The 20,066-nt window shown below is 65.5% G+C and carries 17 protein-coding genes; 8 read left to right on the forward strand and 9 right to left on the reverse strand.

The features are described from left to right. Positions 1-22: 22 nt before the first annotated feature. Positions 23-646: a class I SAM-dependent methyltransferase gene (locus ACSBM8_RS17075; RefSeq protein WP_442679188.1), complete on the reverse strand. Its 624-nt coding sequence runs from the start codon at positions 644-646 to the stop codon at positions 23-25. A gap of 401 nt (positions 647-1,047) precedes the next feature. Between ACSBM8_RS17075 and ACSBM8_RS17080 the strand changes: the two genes are divergently transcribed. Next, positions 1,048-1,926: a LysR substrate-binding domain-containing protein gene (locus ACSBM8_RS17080; RefSeq protein ID WP_442679189.1), complete on the forward strand. Its 879-nt coding sequence runs from the start codon at positions 1,048-1,050 to the stop codon at positions 1,924-1,926. Between the two features lie 24 nt (positions 1,927-1,950). Here ACSBM8_RS17080 and ACSBM8_RS17085 read toward each other — a convergent pair whose 3' ends face one another. Together ACSBM8_RS17085 and ACSBM8_RS17090 are read right to left on the reverse strand one after the other, a co-directional pair. Then, positions 1,951-2,415, reverse strand: coding sequence for a peptidylprolyl isomerase (locus ACSBM8_RS17085; RefSeq protein ID WP_442679190.1), 465 nt, complete (start codon positions 2,413-2,415; stop codon positions 1,951-1,953). A gap of 205 nt (positions 2,416-2,620) precedes the next feature. Next, positions 2,621-3,637, reverse strand: coding sequence for an LLM class flavin-dependent oxidoreductase (locus tag ACSBM8_RS17090; RefSeq protein WP_442679191.1), 1,017 nt, complete (start codon positions 3,635-3,637; stop codon positions 2,621-2,623). Positions 3,638-3,727: 90 nt separating this feature from the next. On the opposite strand from ACSBM8_RS17090, the gene mgtE reads away from it, so the two are divergent. Next, on the forward strand, positions 3,728-5,158 hold the full coding sequence (mgtE, locus tag ACSBM8_RS17095) for a magnesium transporter (protein WP_442679192.1): 1,431 nt from the start codon (positions 3,728-3,730) through the stop codon (positions 5,156-5,158). Between the two features lie 26 nt (positions 5,159-5,184). Next, on the forward strand, positions 5,185-5,601 hold the full coding sequence (locus ACSBM8_RS17100; RefSeq protein ID WP_442679193.1) for a DUF1489 domain-containing protein: 417 nt from the start codon (positions 5,185-5,187) through the stop codon (positions 5,599-5,601). 19 nt (positions 5,602-5,620) lie between these two features. Here the strand turns inward: ACSBM8_RS17100 and ACSBM8_RS17105 are convergent, their stop codons facing one another. Continuing rightward, positions 5,621-6,319, reverse strand: a complete 699-nt coding sequence (locus ACSBM8_RS17105) for a head GIN domain-containing protein (RefSeq protein ID WP_442679194.1) — start codon at positions 6,317-6,319, stop codon at positions 5,621-5,623. 108 nt (positions 6,320-6,427) lie between these two features. Here ACSBM8_RS17105 and ACSBM8_RS17110 point away from each other — a divergent pair, with 108 nt between their 5' ends. Further along, positions 6,428-7,435 carry a L,D-transpeptidase gene (locus ACSBM8_RS17110; RefSeq protein WP_442679195.1) on the forward strand — a complete coding sequence of 336 codons (1,008 nt, stop codon included), beginning with the start codon at positions 6,428-6,430 and terminating at the stop codon, positions 7,433-7,435. Between the two features lie 239 nt (positions 7,436-7,674). On the opposite strand, the gene ACSBM8_RS17115 is transcribed toward ACSBM8_RS17110, so the two are convergent. The 5 genes from ACSBM8_RS17115 to ACSBM8_RS17135 all read right to left on the reverse strand — a co-directional run bounded on the left by ACSBM8_RS17115 (position 7,675) and on the right by ACSBM8_RS17135 (position 13,228). Continuing rightward, a complete protein-coding gene (locus ACSBM8_RS17115; RefSeq protein ID WP_442679196.1) occupies positions 7,675-8,211 on the reverse strand; it encodes a CarD family transcriptional regulator in 537 nt (178 codons plus the stop codon). 240 nt (positions 8,212-8,451) lie between these two features. After that, the gene (fdxA, locus tag ACSBM8_RS17120; RefSeq protein WP_442679197.1) at positions 8,452-8,790 is read right to left on the reverse strand and encodes a ferredoxin FdxA; all 339 of its coding nucleotides are present in this window, start codon (positions 8,788-8,790) and stop codon (positions 8,452-8,454) included. Positions 8,791-8,838: 48 nt separating this feature from the next. After that, positions 8,839-9,102 carry an RNA-binding S4 domain-containing protein gene (locus ACSBM8_RS17125; protein ID WP_442679198.1) on the reverse strand — a complete coding sequence of 88 codons (264 nt, stop codon included), beginning with the start codon at positions 9,100-9,102 and terminating at the stop codon, positions 8,839-8,841. Then, positions 9,103-11,619: a helicase-related protein gene (locus tag ACSBM8_RS17130; RefSeq protein ID WP_442679199.1), complete on the reverse strand. Its 2,517-nt coding sequence runs from the start codon at positions 11,617-11,619 to the stop codon at positions 9,103-9,105. 166 nt (positions 11,620-11,785) lie between these two features. Then, positions 11,786-13,228 carry an efflux transporter outer membrane subunit gene (locus tag ACSBM8_RS17135; protein ID WP_442679200.1) on the reverse strand — a complete coding sequence of 481 codons (1,443 nt, stop codon included), beginning with the start codon at positions 13,226-13,228 and terminating at the stop codon, positions 11,786-11,788. 99 nt (positions 13,229-13,327) lie between these two features. On the opposite strand from ACSBM8_RS17135, the gene ACSBM8_RS17140 reads away from it, so the two are divergent. From ACSBM8_RS17140 to ACSBM8_RS17155, 4 genes are all read left to right on the forward strand, one after another. Next, positions 13,328-13,948, forward strand: coding sequence for a TetR/AcrR family transcriptional regulator (locus tag ACSBM8_RS17140; RefSeq protein WP_442679201.1), 621 nt, complete (start codon positions 13,328-13,330; stop codon positions 13,946-13,948). A 93-nt stretch (positions 13,949-14,041) separates the two neighbouring features. Beyond that, on the forward strand, positions 14,042-15,127 hold the full coding sequence (locus ACSBM8_RS17145) for an efflux RND transporter periplasmic adaptor subunit (RefSeq protein ID WP_442679202.1): 1,086 nt from the start codon (positions 14,042-14,044) through the stop codon (positions 15,125-15,127). Further along, positions 15,124-18,234: an efflux RND transporter permease subunit gene (locus tag ACSBM8_RS17150; RefSeq protein ID WP_442679203.1), complete on the forward strand. Its 3,111-nt coding sequence runs from the start codon at positions 15,124-15,126 to the stop codon at positions 18,232-18,234. Before ACSBM8_RS17145 ends, ACSBM8_RS17150 begins: the two co-directional genes overlap by 4 nt. Positions 18,235-18,377: 143 nt before the next feature. Next, entirely contained in the window at positions 18,378-19,832 is a 1,455-nt protein-coding gene (locus ACSBM8_RS17155) for a M23 family metallopeptidase (protein ID WP_442679204.1), read from the forward strand. The last annotated feature ends 234 nt before the right edge of the window (positions 19,833-20,066 follow it).

Here is a 20,066-nt window from a genome sequence, read left to right on the forward strand (position 1 = left end):
GCTCCGACGCGGCGGTTCGCAATCAGTCCTTCCAGGCCCAATATAGCTGGGCGGGGGGAATATTGATCGGCTCGAACGCGTGATCGATCCGCTCGAAGCCCATCTTCAGGAAATCGCGAACCTTCGGCGAGAATTGGTAGACCAGGAAGGCACCGCCGACGCGCAGCGCCGCTGCGGTCTCGGTCGCGATCTTGGCGCCGACGCCGGGCGGCAGCGTCGAGAAAGGCAGGCCCGACAAGATATAGTCCGCCTGCTCATGGCCGTGATCGCGAATGATCTGGCGGACATCGGCCGCCGAACCCAGCACGGGGATGAAGCGGGGATCGTTAATAGTCCGCGCCAGATAGTCGATGAAATCGGCATTGGTATCGATCGCGATATAGGTCGCGTCGGGGCCCATCCGGTCCAGGACCGCCTGGCAGAACGTGCCGACACCCGGGCCATATTCGACGAACAATTTGGTATTTGCCCAGTCGGTGCGGGACAGCATCGTCCGGATCAGCTTGCGCGACGAGGGAATGATCGAGCCGACCATGACGGGATGGCGCAGAAATTCCTTGAAGAACATCGCCAGCGGACCGGGGCCCGAGACCGGGCGACCGGGCGCGTTGCGCTTAAGCGCCTGCTCGGCGACGGGTGAATTCATTGTGGCACGATCCCTATGACTCGCAATGGTCGCCGACCCGTCGCAAAACTGACACGTAATGGCAAGAGACGCGCATGTGTCTCAAACGATGCCAATCGCAAAAGCATCGCCGACGAAGCGTGCCTGTGGTGCGACGGGCGCTGGCAATAGGCCAAACCACCACTTCGCAGGGCATAGGCCGAAAGAAAAAAGGGCCGGCTCCGTTGGGAGCCGACCCTGAAAGTTTAGGAGAGGATGCCTGAAAGGCACTCTCTGTATGATGATTGCGCTAACATTGTGCAAGTGCGAAGAGGTATTTGGCGGTTGCGAATTGCGCAATTCACATTCACAATCCCGCCGAACCACGTTGTTGCGAGCTTGCCTGGAACCGGCGGCGGGTGCCGTCCCGAGGGAGACATGATGTGCGCCGACTGCCCCCGCTAACCGCTGTCGAAGCGTTCGTGCAGGTTGCGCGCTTGGGCTCGGTGAAGGCCGCCGCCGAAGAGCTTGCCCTCTCATCCCCCGCTCTCAGTCGACGCATCCAGGCGCTGGAGCGATTCGTGGGCCGGCCGCTATTCGAGCGGCGCCATCAGGCGATGATGCTGAACAATGACGGCGAGCAGCTACTGGCGCGCGTCGCCCCTGCACTGGATGCGCTCGCCGTTGCAATCGACGCAACCACCGGCGACATCGACTTATTGCGCCTGCGGCTGAATGTGCCCCCTCTTTTTGCATCGCAGCGATTGATCGGGAAGCTGCCGGAACTCAAGGCGCGCCATCAATCGCTGCATATCGACATCGATACCCAGCCCCATGCCCTGGCGCGGCTCGGCGAGGGGCTGGATGCCGCGATCGTGATCGCTCGCGATATCGATCCCGCGCTCTATTCGCGAAAGATCGCGCAAAGCCGGGTGGCCGCGATCGGCTCGCCGCAGCTGCACAAGGGCGAACAGCCTATTCGCCAGCCCGACGATCTGGCGCGCGCGACGATCCTCGTCCACCGCGACATGCCGGAATTGTTCAACATCTGGCGCGAGTCGATCGGCCGTCCCGATCTGGAGCCCAGGGCCACCGATCATTTCGATTCAGGCCAGCTCATCCTGGAGGCGGCCGCGCAGGGCCTTGGCGTGGCCTTCATGCTGGACGAGCATGTCGAGGGTTCGCACGATCCGCGCCTCATCCGCATCTTCGAAGAGGTGGCGGATTCCAGCTACAGTTACTGGTTCGCGTCGCGGCGGACGGGACTGTCCAACCGCGCCGTCAAAATCTTCCACGACTGGCTGTTCGAGACGATCGCCTGAACCGCCAGCCGTGGAAAATAACGCTTAGGAAATGGTCGCCTTGACGATCTTGCCAGGCGCCCGCGGCGGCTCGCCCTTCGGCAGCGCGTCGACATGCTCCATGCCCGACGTCACTTCGCCCCAGACCGTATATTGACGATCCAGGAAGGTCGCATCGTCGAACACGATGAAGAACTGGCTGTTCGCGCTGTTCGGGTTCGACGACCGCGCCATCGAACAGATGCCGCGCACGTGCGGCTCGGACGAAAATTCCGCCTTGATGTCAGGCTTCTTCGATCCGCCCATGCCGGTGCCGGTCGGGTCGCCGCCCTGCGCCATGAAGCCGGGGATGACGCGGTGGAACACCACGCCGTCGTAAAAGCCTTCCTTGGCAAGCTCGGTGATCCGCTCGACATGGCCGGGCGCCAGATCGGGGCGCAATTTGATCACGACGTCGCCGCCCGTGTCGTTACCGGTGTCGAGGGTGAGCGTCAGCGTGTCGTCGGCCATGTTTCGTCTCCTGGTCTGCAGGCGAGGATCGCCTTGAAATTCTACCCCGCTCATCCTGAGTAAGGATCGAGTAGCGGCGCAGCCGCGTATCGAGAGCCCGTATCGAAGGACCGTGATCGTGCTTCGATACGAGCCCTCGCTACGGCGCCCACGCGCCTACTCGGTCTCACCTCAGCATGAGCGGGATGGGGATATAATGTGGATATTAAGCAGCCGCCGCCAGCGGCGCCAGTCCATATTCCGCCGCGATCAGTTCATAGGACTGCCGCCGCGCGGTATGATCCGGCAGGATATTAACGAGCATCAGTTCGTCCGCGCCATAATCGGCCGCGACCGCGTCGAGCCCGGCGTGGACCTGCGCCGGCGTGCCAAGCACGGTCCGTCGCCGCTGCCGGTTGGCCTGCGGATTGGCCGCCAGCCAGGCGATGGCATCCTCCACCGACGGGATCGGGATCGGCGTGCCCGCGATCAGATGCGCGAACATCATCCGCGCCGGCGCGGCAAGCCGCTCCGCCTCTTCCGACGCGGGGGCCGCAATGGTCCAGGTTGCCGCCATCACATAGGGCTCGGCCAATTGCGCCGAAGGACGGAAATTCGCCTTGTAGGCGCGCGCCAGATCGCCGCCTTCCGAATTGATGAAGTCGGCAAAGCAATAAGGCAGGCCGCGTTCGGCCGCCCAATAGGCCGATTCCGGCGAAGAGCCGAGCATCCACAATTCCGGACTACCGCCGCCGGTGGGCATCAGATCCTGGAGCGGCGCGAACGCATGCTCTTCCGGCATCGTACCCTGCAGATAGGCGGTCAGCTCATCCAGCATATCCGGAAAATCGTTCGGCATGCGCCGGCTGCGATCCCGCTGCAGCGCGAAGGCGGTGCGTTGGTCGCTGCCCGGCGCCCGGCCGAGCCCCAGATCGATCCGCCCGGGCGCGAGCGCGGACAGCATCGAAAAGGTCTCGGCGACCTTGAACGGCGAATAATGGGGAAGCATGATCCCGCCCGAGCCAACGCGGATGCGCTGCGTCGCCAGGGCGACCGGGCCGATCATGGCCTCCGGCGCCACGCCGGCCAGCGATCGCGAGGCATGATGCTCCGCCAGCCAATAGCGATGATAGCCCAGCGCGTCGGCTGTGCGGGCAAGATCCAGCGTATTGTGGAGGGCGTCGGTCGCGGTCGATCCCGCGGCGATCGGCGACTGGTCGAGAACGGAAAGATGATAGGTCACACCCACTATATGGGGCGGCCATCCTGCCGATGAAGGGCTGACAAGGTGGATTGTGCAGCCTAAGCGGGCAGCAGCGTTGGGGGAGGTGGTATGAGCGAGCGCGAACCCGACATCGCGGACCATGCCGATCTGGCCGTGGCCGAACCCGTTATCCCCGAACCCTCGCATGACGAGGATGATCGGCTGACGTCCGACTTCGTCGACGCCGTCATCGAGCATGTCGAGGCGGGCGAAGTGGCGCAGGCACGCGCGCTGGTCGAGCCGCTCCACCCCGCCGACATCGCCGACCTGTTCGAACTGGCGCCCGCCGATCAGCGCCAGCCCTTGGCCAAGGTCCTGGCCGAGATGCTGGACGGCGACGCCCTGGCGGAGATGAACGACTGGGTTCGCGAAGAGGTGCTGGAAGCCCTCAGCAACCAGCAAGTCGCCGATCTCGCGTCTGAACTGGATACCGATGACGCCGTCGCGATCATCGAGGACATGGATCTGGAGGACCAGCGCGAGGTCCTCCGCGCGATGGAGCCGGACGATCGCGCCGCGATCGAAGAGGCCCTGTCCTATCCGGAGGAATCCGCCGGCCGCCTGATGCAGCGCGATCTGATCGCGGTGCCCGAACATTGGACCGTCGGCAACGTACTGGATTATCTGCGCGGCAATGAGGATCTGACCGAGGATTTCTGGGAAGTCTTCGTCGTCGATCACGGCCACCATCCGATCGGCACGTGCAAATTGTCCTGGATCCTGCGCGCCCAGCGCAAGGTGCCGATCGCCGAGGTGATGGAGCGCGAACAGACGCTGATCCCGGTCGATATGGACCAGGAAGAAGTGGCACTGCGCTTCCAGAAATATGCGCTGATCTCGGCGGCGGTGGTCGATCATAATGATCGGCTGGTCGGCATGATCACCGTCGATGACATCGTCCATATCATTCAGGAAGAAGCGGGCGAGGACGCGCTGCGCCTGTCGGGCGCGGGCGATGGCGACATCAACGAGCCGTTACGGCTGACCATCCGCACACGCCTGATGTGGCTGCTGGTCAATCTGCCGACGGCCATGCTGGCGGCGGCGGTCGTCGGCCTGTTCGATGGCGAAATCGCCCGTTACGCGCTGCTGGCGGCGCTGATGGGCATCGTTACCGGCATGGGCGGCAATGCCGGCACGCAGACGCTGGCCGTGGTGGTGCGCGCGCTTGCCACCAACCAGCTGACCGAATCGAACACCTGGCGCATGATCGTGCGCGAATTTCGGATCGCCGCCGCCAACGGGCTGCTGCTCGGCCTGTTCATCGGTGTCGGATCCTATCTGCTCTACCATCGCGCCGATCTCGCGGCCGTGTTCGGGCTCGCAATCCTGATCAACAATCTGGTCGCCGGGCTATCCGGTGTCTTCGTGCCGCTGACCTTGGAGCGGTTCCGGATCGATCCCGCCGTATCGTCCGCCGTGTTCGTCACGATGTTCACCGATTGCATGGGATTTCTGTCGTTCCTGGGGCTCGCGGCGATCGTCGGCTTGCACGGCTAGCTTGAACCCACGCGAACAGGCGCCAGATGGGTTTCGTGTCGCTGCTTCATCTTACCAAGGTCGCCGTCGGCTGTTCGGATGCCGATCTGTTGCGCGCCAGGCTGATCGGCCGGGCAGAGGCGGGCGAGACGTTCATCACCACCCGCTATCGCCCGACCCGCCATACCGAACTGATCGGCGGTTCGCTATTCTGGATCATCAAGCATCAACTGGTGGCGCGCAGCCGGATCCTGCGCTTCGAGGAAGATGAGCGCGGCCACTGCCTGATCCGGCTGGAAGACGCGCTCGTGCCCGTGCGTGTTCGTCCCAAACGCGCGCATCAGGGCTGGCGCTATCTGGTCGACGCCGACGCGCCGGGAGACTTGCTAGGCGACGAGACCGACGATCTCGCCGCCTTGCCATCCGGCCTGGTCCGGGAATTGGCGTCGCTCTATTTATTATGAACGGCCGACGTCGCCCCGCTTAGTCGCAATCGACGCTGCCGGGGCCGCTTTTGTGGATCGCACACCGCGCCCCACCCCGGATGCGCACATCGCCAGGTCCCGACAGGCGAATATCGGCGGTGTCGGTGACGGTCGCATCCACGTCACCCGGGCCGCTGACGGTCACGTTCGCCTGCCCCACGCGGAGCTGTTGCGCCCGAATATTACCGGGACCGGAGACATTGATCACCGCGCGCGAAGCCCGCCCGGCAATGGAGATATTGCCCGGCCCGCTGAGATCGAGCGTCGCACCATTCACTTCGGCCGTGGCAACCTTGACGCTGCCCGGCCCGGAGACGTGGGCACCGAAATCGCGAACGCGAACGGTGTCGACCGAAACGTTGCCCGGCCCCGACACGCGCGCGGAAACCAGCGCCGGTACGTTCACGTCGATCCGCACGCGCTCGTTGGAGGTCCAGCGCCAGCCCGAAAACCAGCTGCCGGACTTGGTGCCGATCCGTAATTCGCCCCCCCGATTGTCGATCTGCAGCCGTTTGAGCGTCTCGTCGCCGCCGATGACATGCACGCTCGGCGCCCGGCCCGTGTGAACGAACACGTCGAACGGCGTGCTGTTCGTGATCCGGTCGAACCCGCCCCCGGTCGGAAACGATCGCTCGGCGGCAGCCGCGGGCGTTACCGCGGTCGCGGCAAGCAAGGCAGACAAGAACAAGCGGCGCATATCGATATCTCCACTGTGTTAGTTAGGTGATACACCCGCATCATGGAGATCGTCAAGCGCCGCGCTTGGCGTCATGATGCCATGGGCGTCACGAGGGGGAGTATGGCGATGCGCGGTGCGGCAATGAACAGAGCGGCGATCTTCATGGCGCTAGGGGCATCGGCGCTCGCCGCGCCGGTTCACGCGCAGGGCGCGACCGCCAGCTCTCCCCCGGAACTGGCGCGCATGGCCGACACGCTGAAGCCGGGCCAGTGGATCTGGGCGCCGCAGGTGGCGCCCACGGGTCCGCTGCTGGTCTATGTCGATCTCTCCCGCCAGCGCGCGACGGTCTATCGCAACGGGATCCGCATGGCGGTCAGCACGATCTCGTCCGGCAAGGATGGCTACGACACGCCGACGGGCGTCTTCACCATCCTGCAAAAGGACGCCGATCACCGCTCCAACATCTATAACAGCGCACCAATGCCCTTTCAGCAAAGGCTGACCTGGGATGGGGTGGCGCTGCATGCCGGCGGGTTGCCCGGTTACCCGGAAAGCCATGGCTGCGTGCATTTGCCGATCGGTTTTGCGCGCGCCTTGTTCGGCATCACCAAGCTGGGCGCGACCGTGGTCGTGCAGGGCAATGCCTCCAAGCGGGTGTTGACCAGCGAGTCGAGCCTGTTGCTGCCGATCGACGCCAAAGGGCAGCCGGTTCAGCAAAGCGACCTGGATGCGCAGGAGTTTCGCTGGACGCCCGAACGCGCACCCGCCGGCCCGCTTTCCATCATCATCTCCAAGCACGATCAGCGCGTGGTCGTGCTGCGCAACGGTTTCGAGATCGGTCGCAGCGCCGCGATCATCGAGGATGACGATCCCGGCAGTCACGTGATCACGCTCACCGCTGGCAAGGATGGCAAGGCGCGCTGGCTCTATGTCGGCTTGCCCGGCCATAGCGACGATGCGGGCCGCGCGCTGGACGAAGCCACGATCAACCGCGCGCGCTTTCCGCGCCGCTTCTACGAACTGGTCAAAGCCGAACTGAAGCCCGGCGCGACCATCCTCGTCACCCAATCGAGCGTCGGCGCCGATACCGGCAAGCACATCACGATCATGGACGCGGTCGTCCCGAAGATTTGAGGAGGCCGGCGGGGCCGAAGGGATCCCCTCCCCCCTTGTGGGGGAGGGTTAGGGAGAGGGGTTCGGGCGAGCAGCCTCGATGGCTGCGAGCACGACTAGTCCGGGCCGCTCGCTCACGCTCGCGCCCCCTCTCCCAACCCTCTCCCACAAGGGGAGAGGGCTTTACGTGGACCTCCAACGAAAAAGGGCGGCGCTTCCTTCGAAACGCCGCCCAAATTCTTTCAGTGACTGCCCCAGGCTTATGCCGCCGGCGCAGCAACCTTGTTGTGGATCGCCGCCGCAGCGCGAAGGATATCCAGGATCTTCACCTGCGCGGTCGGTTCGTCGACCGATTCCATCGCGGCCAGCTCGCGCGCCAGACGGCTGCAGGCGGCCTCGAAGATCTGCCGTTCGGAATAGCTCTGCTCGGGCTGATCCTCGGCCCGGAACAGATCGCGGACCACTTCGGCGATCGAAACGAGATCTCCCGAGTTGATCTTGGCTTCATATTCCTGGGCCCGGCGCGACCACATGGTGCGCTTCACCTTCGGTTTGCCCTTCAATGTGGTCAGGGCATCCGACATCTGCGCGTTGGACGACAGCTTGCGCATGCCGACGCTTTCCGCCTTGTTGGTGGGGACCCGGAGCGTCATGCGCTCCTTCTCGAAACGGAGCACGTACAGCTCGAGTTTCGTACCCGCGATTTCCTGGCTTTGGAGTTCGACCACGCGGCCAACCCCGTGCTTGGGATAAACGACATAATCGCCGACGACGAAGCTCAGCGCCTTTGCAGCCATGTAGAGACCTTCCTGCTCAAGCGGACCGCGCGGCTCCGACAAGTCCGCTAAGAGCGGCCCGGCGGCAGCGGGGGCGGTTCGGGAAACATGATCCTTGTGAAAACGCCCGCGCGGCGCTCACTTCTTGAGAAGGTATGTAACAGAATTACGACCGTAATGCCAGCTTTCCGTGGAAAGCCGGCATTTTTGATAACGGTTACCTTGTGCGCCGCCCCCAAGGATGCTGCAAAGCGGCAAGAATCAATCGCCCTGGCCGGGCTCCGGCGAGAAATGCGATTCGAATTTGTCCGCCACGCCCTTCCAATCGTCCGCATCCGCCGGCGCGTCGCGCTTGCGCGTGATATTCGGCCACTGCGCGGAGAAGGTCGTGTTGAGCTCCAGCCATTTTTCCAGGCCGTTCTCGGTATCGGGCAGGATCGCCTCCGCCGGGCATTCCGGCTCGCAGACGCCGCAATCGATACATTCGCTGGGGTTGATCACCAGCATATTGTCGCCTTCGTAGAAGCAGTCCACCGGGCACACTTCCACGCAGTCCATATATTTACAGCGGATGCAGGCGTCGGTGACGACGTAAGTCATGGAAAGCTCCTCGGAAGCATGCGCGAATATGGTGCGCTCCCGGTGTCGTCAACCGGTCGTAGGGGGTGCCAGGTCGGTATAACAGCCTTGCGCCTCCGCCGGCGGCCCCCGTCGCACCGGAATCGCCTCGACCCGCAGCACGCGGACGCGATCGTTCAGGGGGAAGGTCAGCACCATGCCGGGCCGCACGTCAGCATGCGCGCGCTCGATCGGCCGGCTGTTGATACGAACGTGGCCGCCCTCCACGATACGCTGCGCCAGCGTGCGGGTTTTCACCAGCCGGGTGAAGAACAGATATTTGTCGAGCCGCACCTACAGGCGCAGCCCCGCGAGCGCGCCGAACGCATTACCCGGTCGTTCCTTGGGCGCTTTCTTTTTGGCCGGGGCCGACGCGCGCTTTCCTTTCCAGACCCATCCCTGGTCCGCCGATCGGAAACCCAGGGCCAGCATCAGCTGCGCGAAACTCGCCGGCATCAGCCCAAGCGAGGTCGCGAGCGCAGCATCCGGCAGGAAGGCGTTGCGCCCAGCCCGTGCGTCATGCGCGTTGCGGGCCAGCCGTTCGACCTGATCGACCCGCAGCATCTGCGCCCCCAACGGTCTAAAGCCGGCCAAAACGAAGGCGTGGCAGGTCGCAACGTCCGCCGGCGTCGACGCGGAGACCGCGCCGATCACCGGCAAGCCCGGCATGACGGCGCCGTCTTGCGCGGCGGTGAGGGCCACGCGCCATCGCGCTGCCTCCGGCTTGATCAGCGCCGGCATGAACACATCCAGCGTCCCGATCCGCAAGCCAAGCTTGTTCAGCGGCCCGCGCATGTCGCGCTCCACCGCGGTCAGCACCTCCTCCAGCGCGCGCCGGGCCATCAGGCCGCCCGCCTGCGCCAGCGGCGCGAGCAGGGCGCGAATCGCCGCCGGCTGCGCCGGATCGCGGGCGGCGGCATATATGTCGATCAAGGGACGCAGGTGCCGCGCCATCTGATCGTCCAGCCAGAGCTGGAGCCGCCGGGCCACCGCCTGCCGGTCGACCGGCGTGAGCGCGTCCAGCGCGCGATGCAGCTCGATCCGCGGACTGAGCAGGTCCTTGCCCTTGGTCAGCCGCGCCACGACATCGCCCTGCCAGAACAGGGCAACCGGGCGGCCCGCGTCCGTCGCCAGGCTGAAACCGGAATCCTCATCCACCGCCAGCGCCCGCGCGCGCTTGCCCAATTCTTCGCCCAGCCGGCGTTCGGCCGCGGCCATGAGCCGTTTCATGTCCCCATGCCGCGCGCGCGGATCCGCCTTGAAGCGAAAGCCAATCAGGATGCCGATCGATTCGCCGTCGACGGTAACGCTGCCATCGGCGTCGACCTTCATCGGCAGCAGATCGCCCCCCTTCGCGCCGAGATCGCGCATCAGCACCGACGTCCGCCGATCGACAAAGCGCTGGGTCAGCCGCTGGTGGAGCGCGTCGGACAGTTTCTCTTCCAGCGTGCGCGTGCGCGCCGCCCAATGTTCGGGCTCAGCGAGCCAGTCCGGCCGGTGGGCAATATAGGCCCAGGTGCGGACGGCGGCGAGCCGATCGGCGAGCGTTTCGACATCGCCCTGGGTCGTATCCAGCCGCGCCAGCTCGTCCGCGAACCACGGCACTGGCAGATGCAGATCGCCCTCGCTCAGATGCTTGAACACCCGCCCGACCAGGCGGCTGTGCGGCTCGGCGCCGGTCTTGCGGAAATCGGGCAGGCCGCACGCATCCCACAGGCGACGCACCGCCGATGGACTGCGCGCCCGATCGCGCACCCAGCTTTCGTCGGCCAGGCGCTTCAGCACGGCCAGGTCGATCGCCTGCGGTGCCGCCCGCAGGACTTGCGCCGACGGCCGTCGCTCCAACGCCGCGATCAGGCCGTCGATCGATCCCAAATCCGGCTTCCCGTCGCGCCAGTACAGATGGTCGATCGGCGGGAAGCGATGTTCCTCGATCGCCAGGACCTCTTCGTCCTCGAACTGCGCCGAAGGTCCCTCCAGGCTGAGCGTGCCGAAGGTGCCGTCGCGCTGGTGCCGCCCGGCCCGTCCGGCAATCTGCGCCATTTCCGAAACGGTCAGGCGGCGGCTCTTGCGCCCATCGAACTTGCGCAACGAGGCGAAGGCGACATGGGCCACATCCATATTGAGGCCCATGCCGATCGCGTCGGTCGCGACCAGATAGTCTACCTCGCCCGCCTGAAACATCGCGACTTGGGCGTTGCGCGTGCGCGGCGACAGGGATCCCATCACCACCGCCGCCCCGCCGCGCAGCCGCCGCAGCATCTCTGCGACCGCATAAACCTCCTCGGCCGAGAAGGCGACGACGACGGATCGCTTGGGCAGCCGCGACAATTTGGCGGGGCCGGCATAGGTCAGCGTGGAGAAACGCGGCCGCGTGATGATCTCCGCATCCGGCGTCAGCGCGCGCAGCATCGGCCGCAGCGCCTCGGATCCCAGGATCATCGTCTCCTCGCGCCCGCGCGCGCGCAGCAGACGATCGGTGAAGATATGACCACGCTCGGGATCCGCGCCGAGCTGCGCCTCGTCGAGCCCGACGAATGCGAACTCCTTGTCGAGCGGCATGCTTTCCGCCGTCGTCAGGAACCAGCGCGCTTTGTCCGGCAGGATTTTCTCCTCGCCCGTAACCAACGCGACGGAGTCCGCGCCCTTGATCGCCACCACCCGATCATAGACTTCGCGCGCCAGCAGCCGCAGCGGAAAGCCCAGCAGGCCAGACGAGTGACCGCACATGCGCTCGACCGCGAGATGGGTCTTGCCGGTGTTGGTCGGGCCGAGCACCGCGACCAGCGGTTGGGCGGCGAAGCGCGTCATGTCCCGGCCAAGATGGCGCAAGCACCAGCAAAAGCAAGCGATTGGGTGGCGATTGGCATGGCGTGCCTCGCGCCTTCCTTCGTCCGATCGCGCGCGCCGACAGGCTTCGCCACGCCGGCGTGATTTTACCGTACGCGCCGGCGCCGCAACAGGGCTTGCCGCCGGCTCAGGCCGTCCATCCGCCGCCGAGCGCCCGGAAGGACGCAACGCCGGCCCGCGCGGCCTCGGTCTGCGCCTGGGCGCGTGCATCGCGCGTCGACAGCAGTCGCGCGTCCGCATCCAGCACTTCGATCAGACTGACGACACCGCCCTTATAGGCGGCCAGTGAAGACGTCTGCGCGCGCGCCAGAGCGATCTCGCCTTGCGCCAGGATATGCTCCTGGGCCTCACGCCGGACGAGGGCCGAGAAAGCGTCCTCCACATCCTCCGACGCGCGCAGCACCGCGAGTCGGTATGCGGCAAGCGCCTCGGCATTGCGGCCCCGCGCATTGGCGATCTCGGCATCGACACGGCCGAAATCGAACAGCCGCCAACGCAGGCCGAGCACGCCCTGTGCCTGATTGGCGCCGCCGCCAAACAACCCGCCCGCGGACGTGGTCGCACTGCCGAGCAGGCCGCTCAGCGAGAATTTCGGATAATATTCGGAAATCGCCTGGCCGATGCGGGCGTTGGAGGCCGCGAGCGTGCGTTCGGCGACGATCAGATCGGGTCGCCGCCGCAGCAGATCGGCGGGGCCCCCGGCATCGGCGATCGCCGGTGTGATCGGGATGGGGCCGGCGCTCGCCAGCAGGGCGCGATTCGCCCCCGGCTGATCGCCAAGCAGGACATCGAGCGCGTTCATGCCCGCATCCAGCCCGGCCCGGAGTACGGGCACGCTTGCCTCAACCTGCGCAAGTGCGCCTTCGGCCTGGCGCAGTTGCAGTTCGGCGGCGATGCCCTTGTCATATTGCAGCCGCACCGTCGCGACCAGGCGGCGCTGGGTGTTGACCTGCGCTTCGGCGATCGCGATGCGCGCCTGCAGCCCGCGGATGACGATATAGGTGTCCGCCGCCTGCGCGGCGACGGAGAGGCGCGCCGCCGCCACGCCCGCGCGGGACGCCTGATATTCCGCGCGCGCCGCCTCCTGCCCCCGGCGCAGGCCACCGAAAAGATCGATTTCCCAGCTGGCCCCGACATCCGCCTCATACAATTCACCGTTGCGGTCGAAGCCGGGTACGGAGTCGAGGATCCGGCCTTGCGGGGTCTCCAGCGATTGGTGCGCATGCGCGGCGCTGGCCGTGACCTGTCCGGACGGGAGCAGGGCCGCATTGGCGGCCCTGAGCGATGCGCGCGATTGGGTGACGCGCGCCAAGGCCTGCGCGAGGTCGAGATTGTTGTCGAGCGCGCGGGCGATCAATTGCAAGAGCAGCGGGTCGTGGAAGCCCTGCCACCAATCGGCCAGCGCCGGCGCGGGAGGAACGTCCCCATCAGCGTTGCGACCCGCTACCGCCGGCTGGCCGATGAAAACGGCGGGCTGGGCCAGGCGAGGCGCCGTGTAATCCGGCCCGACGGCGCAGCCAGTGAGCAGGCTGGAGGCGAGAAGGGCGACGGTCGGGCCGTGTAATCGCATGACAAACGTCCAGCAAAGATGGGAAGACTGACTAGTGACTAATGTACGTATTCGTCACGTGCATTGTCAAGCAGGTTGGCAATCGTTATCTAGGATATCATGACCAATCTTTCCGCCAGCCCGCCGGCCGGCCAGCGCGGCCCCGCCGATCACAATATGCGCGAGCAGATTATCGCCGCCGCCGACGAGCATTTCAGCCATTATGGCTATGGCAAGACGACGGTGTCGGACCTCGCGCGCGAGATCGGCTTTTCCAAGGCCTATATCTATAAGTTCTTCGATTCGAAGCAGGCGATCGGCGAGGCGATTTGCAACAAATGCCTCTTCGCCATCAGCGACGCGGTGGAAGAATCAATCGTCGGCGGCAAGAGTGCTACGGAGAAATTACGGTCTGTTTTCAAGACCATACTTGATCTAAGCACGCAGCTCTTCTTCAACGATCGCAAGCTGTACGACATCGCTTCCCACGCCACGGCGGAGAAATGGCCCTCGACCGAAGCCTATTGCGATCGCATCGAGGCGATCATTGCGCGGATCGTCGTGGAGGGGCGCGAGACGGGCGAATTCGAACGCAAGACGCCGGTCGACGAGGTCGCCTCGGCGATCATGTACGTGCTCGAGCCGTTCATGCACCCGGTCATGCTGCAATATAATCTGGACGCGGTACCCGAGGGCGCCACCCAGGTGGTCAATCTGGTGCTCCGCAGCCTTGCACCCTGAGCCCACAAATGCCCAAACTTTGTTACTAGTGACGTATTGACATATTAGTCACCTGATCGCAGATGAGCGCCGTTGGCTACGGAAGGTCGCTCTATGTCTCGGTCGGTTGTGGTTCGGTTCGTGGGTGCGGCTGTCGCGGCACTGATCCTTGGCGGATGCGGCGGACCGGAAGCCGATCCCCGCACCGGCCCCCAGCTGGTCCGGGTTGCGACCCTGGCCGGTGTGCCGTCGGGCACGCGCCAGTTCACGGGCATCGTCACCGCCCGCGTGCAGAGCGATCTCGGCTTCCGGGTGCCCGGCAAGATCGTCGCCCGGCTCGTGGATGCGGGCCAGTTCGTCCATGCGGGCCAGCCCTTGATGCGGATCGACCGCACCGATCTGGCGCTCGCCACCGCCGCGCAGGCCGGCGCGGTCGCCGCGGCGAAAGCGCGCGCGATCCAGACCGCAGCCGATGAGAAGCGCTTTCGTGATCTGGTCTCGGCGGGCGCGGTCTCGGCCTCGGCCTATGATCAGGCGAAAGCCGCGGCGGATGCCGCGCACGCCCAGCTCGTCGCGGCGCAGGCGCAGGCCGGGGTCGCGCGCAACGAAGCCGGTTATGCGGTGCTGGTCGCCGATGCCGACGGGATCGTGGTCGAGACCTTGTCCGAACCGGGCCAGGTCGTCGCCGCCGGCCAGACGGTGATCCGCCTGGCCCATTCGGGGCCGCGGGAAGCCCGCATCAGCCTGCCGGAGACGATCCGCCCCGCGATCGGATCGGTCGCACGCGCCAGCCTGTTCGATGCGCCGGGTGCGGGCATTGCCCGGCTGCGGCTATTATCCGATGCCGCCGATCCGCAGACGCGCACGTTCGAGGCGCGTTATGTGCTGGCGGGGGCCGCCGCGCGGGCACCGCTCGGCGCCACGGTCACGATCGATCTGCCCGATCGCACCGACGCGCCCGCGGTCCAGATTCCGTTGTCGGCGATTTACGACAATGGCCATGGCCCCGGCGTCTGGATCGTCGGCGGGAAGGATCCGGTGGTGACCTGGCGGCCGGTCCGGTTGGGCGCGATCGGTGACGAAAGTGCGGCGGTGATCGGGGGCATTCGCCCGGGCGAGCGCTTCGTCGCGCTCGGTGCGCATATGCTGCATGCAGGCGAGCATGTCCGGGTGGCGGGCCAGTCGGGCAACACGCTGTGAGCGGCTTCAACCTTTCCGCGCTGGCGGTGCGGGAGCGCGCGGTCACACTGTTCCTGATCGTCGCGATCTCGATCGCGGGGCTCTATGCCTTCGTCCATCTTGGCCGTGCGGAGGATCCGAGCTTCACGATCAAGCAGCTGACCTTCACCAGCGTGTGGCCGGGCGCGACCGCACAGGAGATGCAGGATCAGGTCGCCGAACCGCTCGAAAAGCGGATGCAGGAGCTCAAATATTACGATCGGACCGAGACGTTCACGCGCCCCGGCCTGGCCTTCACGACCGTCACGCTCGGTGATTCGACCCCGCCGGCCGAGGTGCCCGAGGAATTCTACCAGGCGCGCAAGAAGCTGGGCGACGAGGCGGCGAAGCTGCCGCAGGGCGTCGCCGGGCCATTCATCAACGACGAATATGGCGACGTCATCTTCGCGCTCTACGCGCTCAAGGCGAAGGGCGAGCCGCAGCGCTTGCTGGTGCGCGAAGCGGAAGGGCTGCGTCAGCGCCTGCTGCACGTGCCGGGCGTCAAGAAAGTGAACATCATCGGCGAACGGCCGGAACGCATCTTCGTCGAATTCTCCTACGCCCGGCTCGCGAACCTCGGCATCTCCGCGCGCGACATCTTCGCCGCGCTGAACAGCCAGAATGCGATCACGCCCGCAGGCTCGATCGACACGGCGGGGCCGCAGGTGCTGGTGCGGCTGGATGGCGCGCTCCAGGATCTTCAGAAGATCAAGGATACGCCGATCGTAGCCGGCGGACACACGCTCAAATTGTCCGACGTGGCCGAGGTGAAGCGCGGCTATGAGGATCCGCCCACCTTCCTGATCCGCAATCAATCCGAGCCGACGCTGGAGCTCGGCGTGGTGATGAAGGAGCGGTATAACGGGCTTCAGCTCGGCAAGGATCTCGACAAGGAGACCGCCGCTATTTCGGCCGAAATGCCGCTGGGCCTGTCCTTGACCAAGGTCACCGATCAATCGGTGAACATCAAGGAAGCCTATGACGAGTTCATGCTCAAATTCTTCGTCGCGCTGGCGGTGGTGATCGCGGTCAGCCTGATCAGCCTGGGCTGGCGTGTCGGCATTGTCGTGGCGGCCGCAGTGCCGCTGACGCTGGCGGGCGTGTTCGTGATCATGCTGGCGACGGGGCGCGATTTCGACCGCATCACGCTTGGCGCGCTGATCCTGTCGCTCGGCCTGTTGGTCGATGACGCCATCATCGTGATCGAGACGATGGTGGTGAAGATGGAGGAGGGCCGCGATCGCGTCTTCGCCTCGACCTGGGCTTGGAGCCATACCGCCGCGCCGATGCTGGCGGGCACGCTCGTCACCGCGATTGGGCTGATGCCGGTCGGCTTCGCCAAGTCGAGCGCGGGCGAATATGCCGGCAATATCTTCTGGGTGGTGATGTTCGCGCTGCTGACCTCTTGGGTCGTAGCGGTCGCCTTCACGCCGTATATCGGCGTGAAACTGTTGCCCGACATCGCCAAGGTCAAGGGCGGCCATGACGCGATCTACGGCACGCCGCGCTATCGCCAGTTGCGCGGCGCGATCGCTTGGACCGTGGCCAACAAGAAGAAGGTCGTGCTCGGCGTCGTCGGCCTGTTCTTCGTCGCAATGTTCGGACTGGGTCTGGTCAAGCAACAATTCTTCCCGATCTCCGATCGCCCCGAAGTGCTGGTCGAGGTGCAGATGCCCGAAGGCACGAGCATCGAAGCGACCAGCGCCGCCACGGCCAAGGTCGAGGCCTGGCTGCGCAAGCAGCCCGAGGCGAAGATCGTGACGTCCTATATCGGCCAGGGCGCGCCGCGCTTCTTCCTCGCGATCGCGCCCGAACTGCCCGATCCGTCATTTGCCAAGATCGTGATCCTGACGCCCGACGAGAAAGCGCGCGAGGCATTGAAGCGCCGCGTGCGCGAAGCCGCCGCCCAGGGGCTTGTGCCGGAGGCGCGCATCCGCGCGACCCAGATCATTTTCGGACCCTATTTCCCGTTCCCGGTCGCATTCCGTGTCACCGGCCCGGACGAACAGCGGGTGCGCGCCATCGCCGAGCAGGTACGCGGCGTGATGCAGGCCAACCCCCAAATGCGCCAGGTCAATACCGATTGGGGCGAGCGCGTGCCGACGGTGCATTTCGTGCTGGACCAGGATCGGCTGCGGTCGATCGGGCTCAGTTCGCAGGATGCCGCGCAGCAATTGCAGTTCCTGCTGACCGGCACGCGCGTCACCCAGGTGCGCGAGGATATCCGCACCGTTGACGTAATCGCCCGTAGCGCGGGCAACGAGCGGCTGGATCCGGCCAGGATCGGCAGCTTCACGCTGACCGGCGGCGCGGGACAGCGCGTGCCGCTCGACCAGATCGGCCATGCCGAGACGCGCATGGAAAATCCGATCGTGCGCCGCCGCGACCGGCTGACGACGATCACCGTGCGCGGCGATGTCGCCGAAGGATTGCAGCCGCCCGACGTCGCCAATCAGGTGATCGCCAAACTCGCGCCGATTCAGGCAAAACTGCCCGCCGGCTATGCGATCGAAACCGGCGCCGCGCTGGAGGAGTCCGGCAAGGCCAATGTCGCGCTGGCAGCGGTCTTCCCCGTCATGATCGTGCTGATGATGGTGGTGATCATCTTCCAGGTACGCTCGCTTGCGGCCATGGCGATGGTGCTGCTGACGGCGCCGTTGGCGCTGGTGGGGGTGGTGCCGACCCTGCTGATCTTTCACCAGCCGTTCGGGTTCAACGCGATCCTCGGCATGATCGGGCTGGCGGGTATCATCATGCGCAATACGTTGATCCTGATCGGCCAGATCCATACCAATCAGGCCGATGGGCTCGCCCCCTATCATGCGGTGGTCGAAGCGACCGTGCAGCGTTCGCGCCCGGTGATCCTGACCGCGCTCGCCGCCGTGCTGGCGTTCATTCCGCTGACCTTTTCGGTCTTCTGGGGATCGCTGGCCTTCACCCTGATCGGCGGTACTATCGGCGGAACGGCGCTGACGCTGATCTTCCTGCCCGCGCTTTACGCGCTTTGGTTCCGGATCTTGCCCGACCGCGGTGGCGACGTGGACAAAGTGCCCGCGCGCGGCACCGAACCGAACCGTTCCCTCGCCTGACTCGCTTCGCCCGGAAAACGACTCATCTCATCGCAGCTATCGCCGCTAAACCGTGGACTAGTTTGACTTTTACCGGCGTTCTTAACAGTCCTTCCCCCTGGTCGGCATGAGACCGATGTTTCAGGCTCGAGACGGGGAAGCGCATGTACCTGCGGGAGAGCGATGGCTTGGGAGGCGGTGGCGCGGCGACGCTTGCACCGGTGGGCCCGGCACTGCGGAGCCAGAGCAGCGCGCTGCGCCGTGGCATCGATCGCGCGGCTGACCTCGATCTCGTAGTCGATCTCGGCACGCGCATCGGCAGTCGGGAATGGTGGCGTGGTCTCGCCACCTGCACGGCCTTGTGCGGACTGGCCATATCCTTTGCACCGACGATGACGCCCGTCACCGGTACGGGCGCGCCGCCTTTAGCAGCGGCGCAGGAGCAGGAAATGCGCGTCGGGGCGATCGCGCCTTCCGCCTATGGCTCCGATACCGGACGACGGTTGATCGCGACCAACCTGGTCGAACGGCTGGCGGACACGCCGGAACGGCCGCAGGTTCAGGTCAGCGCCACACTGGGCACGGGCGACGGCTTTGCCCGGGTGCTGCAGCGCGCCGGCGTCGGCGAGGATCAGGCCAAAACGGTCGCGGCGATGCTGAAAGGCGATCTCGATGCGATCAAGCCGGGCACCAGGCTCGCGATGACGCTCGGCCGTCGCCCCAATAAGTCGGTGGCACGGCCGCTCGATCATCTTGCCTTCCGCGCCAAGCTGGAACTGGCGCTGGAAGTGAACCGCGAAGGCGATCAATTGCGGGTCAAGCGCATCCCGATCGCGGTCGACAACACGCCTTTGCGCATCGCCGGCCGGGTCGGATCCGGCTTGCTGAGCGCGGCCCGCGCGGCGGGGGCGCCGTCCACGGCCGTGCAAGCGTATATGCGCGCGATGGCGCAGCATGTCGCGATCGGCGGCATTCATGCCAACGACCGGTTCGATCTCATCCTCGAACATCGCCGCGCCGCCACCGGAGAGACCGAGACCGGCGCTTTGCTGTTCGCTGGGCTTCAGCAAGGCAAGAAGGAATTGCGCCTGCTGAAATGGACGCAGGGCGGCAAGGAACAATTCTTCGACGCAGCCGGTGTCGGCGAAACGCGCGGCACGATGAAGATGCCCGTGCACGGTCACCTGACGTCCAGCTTCGGCCTACGCTTTCACCCCGTGCTGGGCTATAGCCGCATGCACAAGGGCATCGATTATGGCGCGCCCATGGGTTCCCCGATCATTGCGGCGATGGACGGCGTCGTCAGTTTCGCCGGTTTCCATGGCGGTCATGGCAATTATGTCCAGATCCGCTCGCCGGGCAATCTGGGCACGGGCTATGCCCATATGAGCCGCATCATCGCCAAAGCCGGCCAGCGTGTCCGCGCCGGACAGTTGATTGGCTATGTCGGCTCGACCGGCCTCTCGACCGGCCCGCATCTGCATTTTGAGGTGTTCAAGAATAACGTCGCCGTGAATCCGGCAAGCGTAAAGTTCGTCCAGGCGGCCCAATTGGCCGGCGGCGAACTCAGCCGCTTCCGCGCCACGCTCGCACGGCTGATGTCCATCCGCGCACACTGATTGGCGCAGCCTTCCTTGACTTTGTTCCTGTATTGTTCCATCTTATCCGGTCGCTGCGCTTGCGCCATCGCGGCCGTTTCCGCTCTTTGAAATCGTTCAAACCATCCCCCGCTCTTTGCCCGTAATCCTCCCCCGCCAGGGGGAGGTGGCGCCAAAGGCGACGGAGGGGGAGGATAGCAGTCCCCCCACAGCCCGGCCACAGATCGCCGCCCTCCCCCTCCGTCAGGCTACGCC

Source organism: Sphingomonas sp. ASY06-1R (assembly GCF_052180265.1).
Classification (GTDB): Bacteria; Pseudomonadota; Alphaproteobacteria; order Sphingomonadales; family Sphingomonadaceae; genus Sphingomonas_I.

Bases quoted from the DNA above. Each gene is read 5' to 3' on its own strand.
- ACSBM8_RS17075 (WP_442679188.1), bottom strand. From the start codon at position 646: ATGAATTCACCCGTCGCCGAGCAGGCGCTTAAGCGCAACGCGCCCGGT.
- ACSBM8_RS17085 (WP_442679190.1), bottom strand. From the start codon at position 2,415: ATGGCCGACGACACGCTGACGCTCACCCTCGACACCGGTAACGACACG.
- mgtE (WP_442679192.1), top strand. From the start codon at position 3,728: ATGAGCGAGCGCGAACCCGACATCGCGGACCATGCCGATCTGGCCGTG.
- ACSBM8_RS17100 (WP_442679193.1), top strand. From the start codon at position 5,185: ATGGGTTTCGTGTCGCTGCTTCATCTTACCAAGGTCGCCGTCGGCTGT.
- ACSBM8_RS17105 (WP_442679194.1), bottom strand. From the start codon at position 6,319: ATGCGCCGCTTGTTCTTGTCTGCCTTGCTTGCCGCGACCGCGGTAACG.
- ACSBM8_RS17110 (WP_442679195.1), top strand. From the start codon at position 6,428: ATGCGCGGTGCGGCAATGAACAGAGCGGCGATCTTCATGGCGCTAGGG.
- ACSBM8_RS17115 (WP_442679196.1), bottom strand. From the start codon at position 8,211: ATGGCTGCAAAGGCGCTGAGCTTCGTCGTCGGCGATTATGTCGTTTAT.
- fdxA (WP_442679197.1), bottom strand. From the start codon at position 8,790: ATGACTTACGTCGTCACCGACGCCTGCATCCGCTGTAAATATATGGAC.
- ACSBM8_RS17130 (WP_442679199.1), bottom strand. From the start codon at position 11,619: ATGACGCGCTTCGCCGCCCAACCGCTGGTCGCGGTGCTCGGCCCGACC.
- ACSBM8_RS17135 (WP_442679200.1), bottom strand. From the start codon at position 13,228: ATGCGATTACACGGCCCGACCGTCGCCCTTCTCGCCTCCAGCCTGCTC.
- ACSBM8_RS17140 (WP_442679201.1), top strand. From the start codon at position 13,328: ATGACCAATCTTTCCGCCAGCCCGCCGGCCGGCCAGCGCGGCCCCGCC.
- ACSBM8_RS17145 (WP_442679202.1), top strand. From the start codon at position 14,042: ATGTCTCGGTCGGTTGTGGTTCGGTTCGTGGGTGCGGCTGTCGCGGCA.
- ACSBM8_RS17155 (WP_442679204.1), top strand. From the start codon at position 18,378: ATGTACCTGCGGGAGAGCGATGGCTTGGGAGGCGGTGGCGCGGCGACG.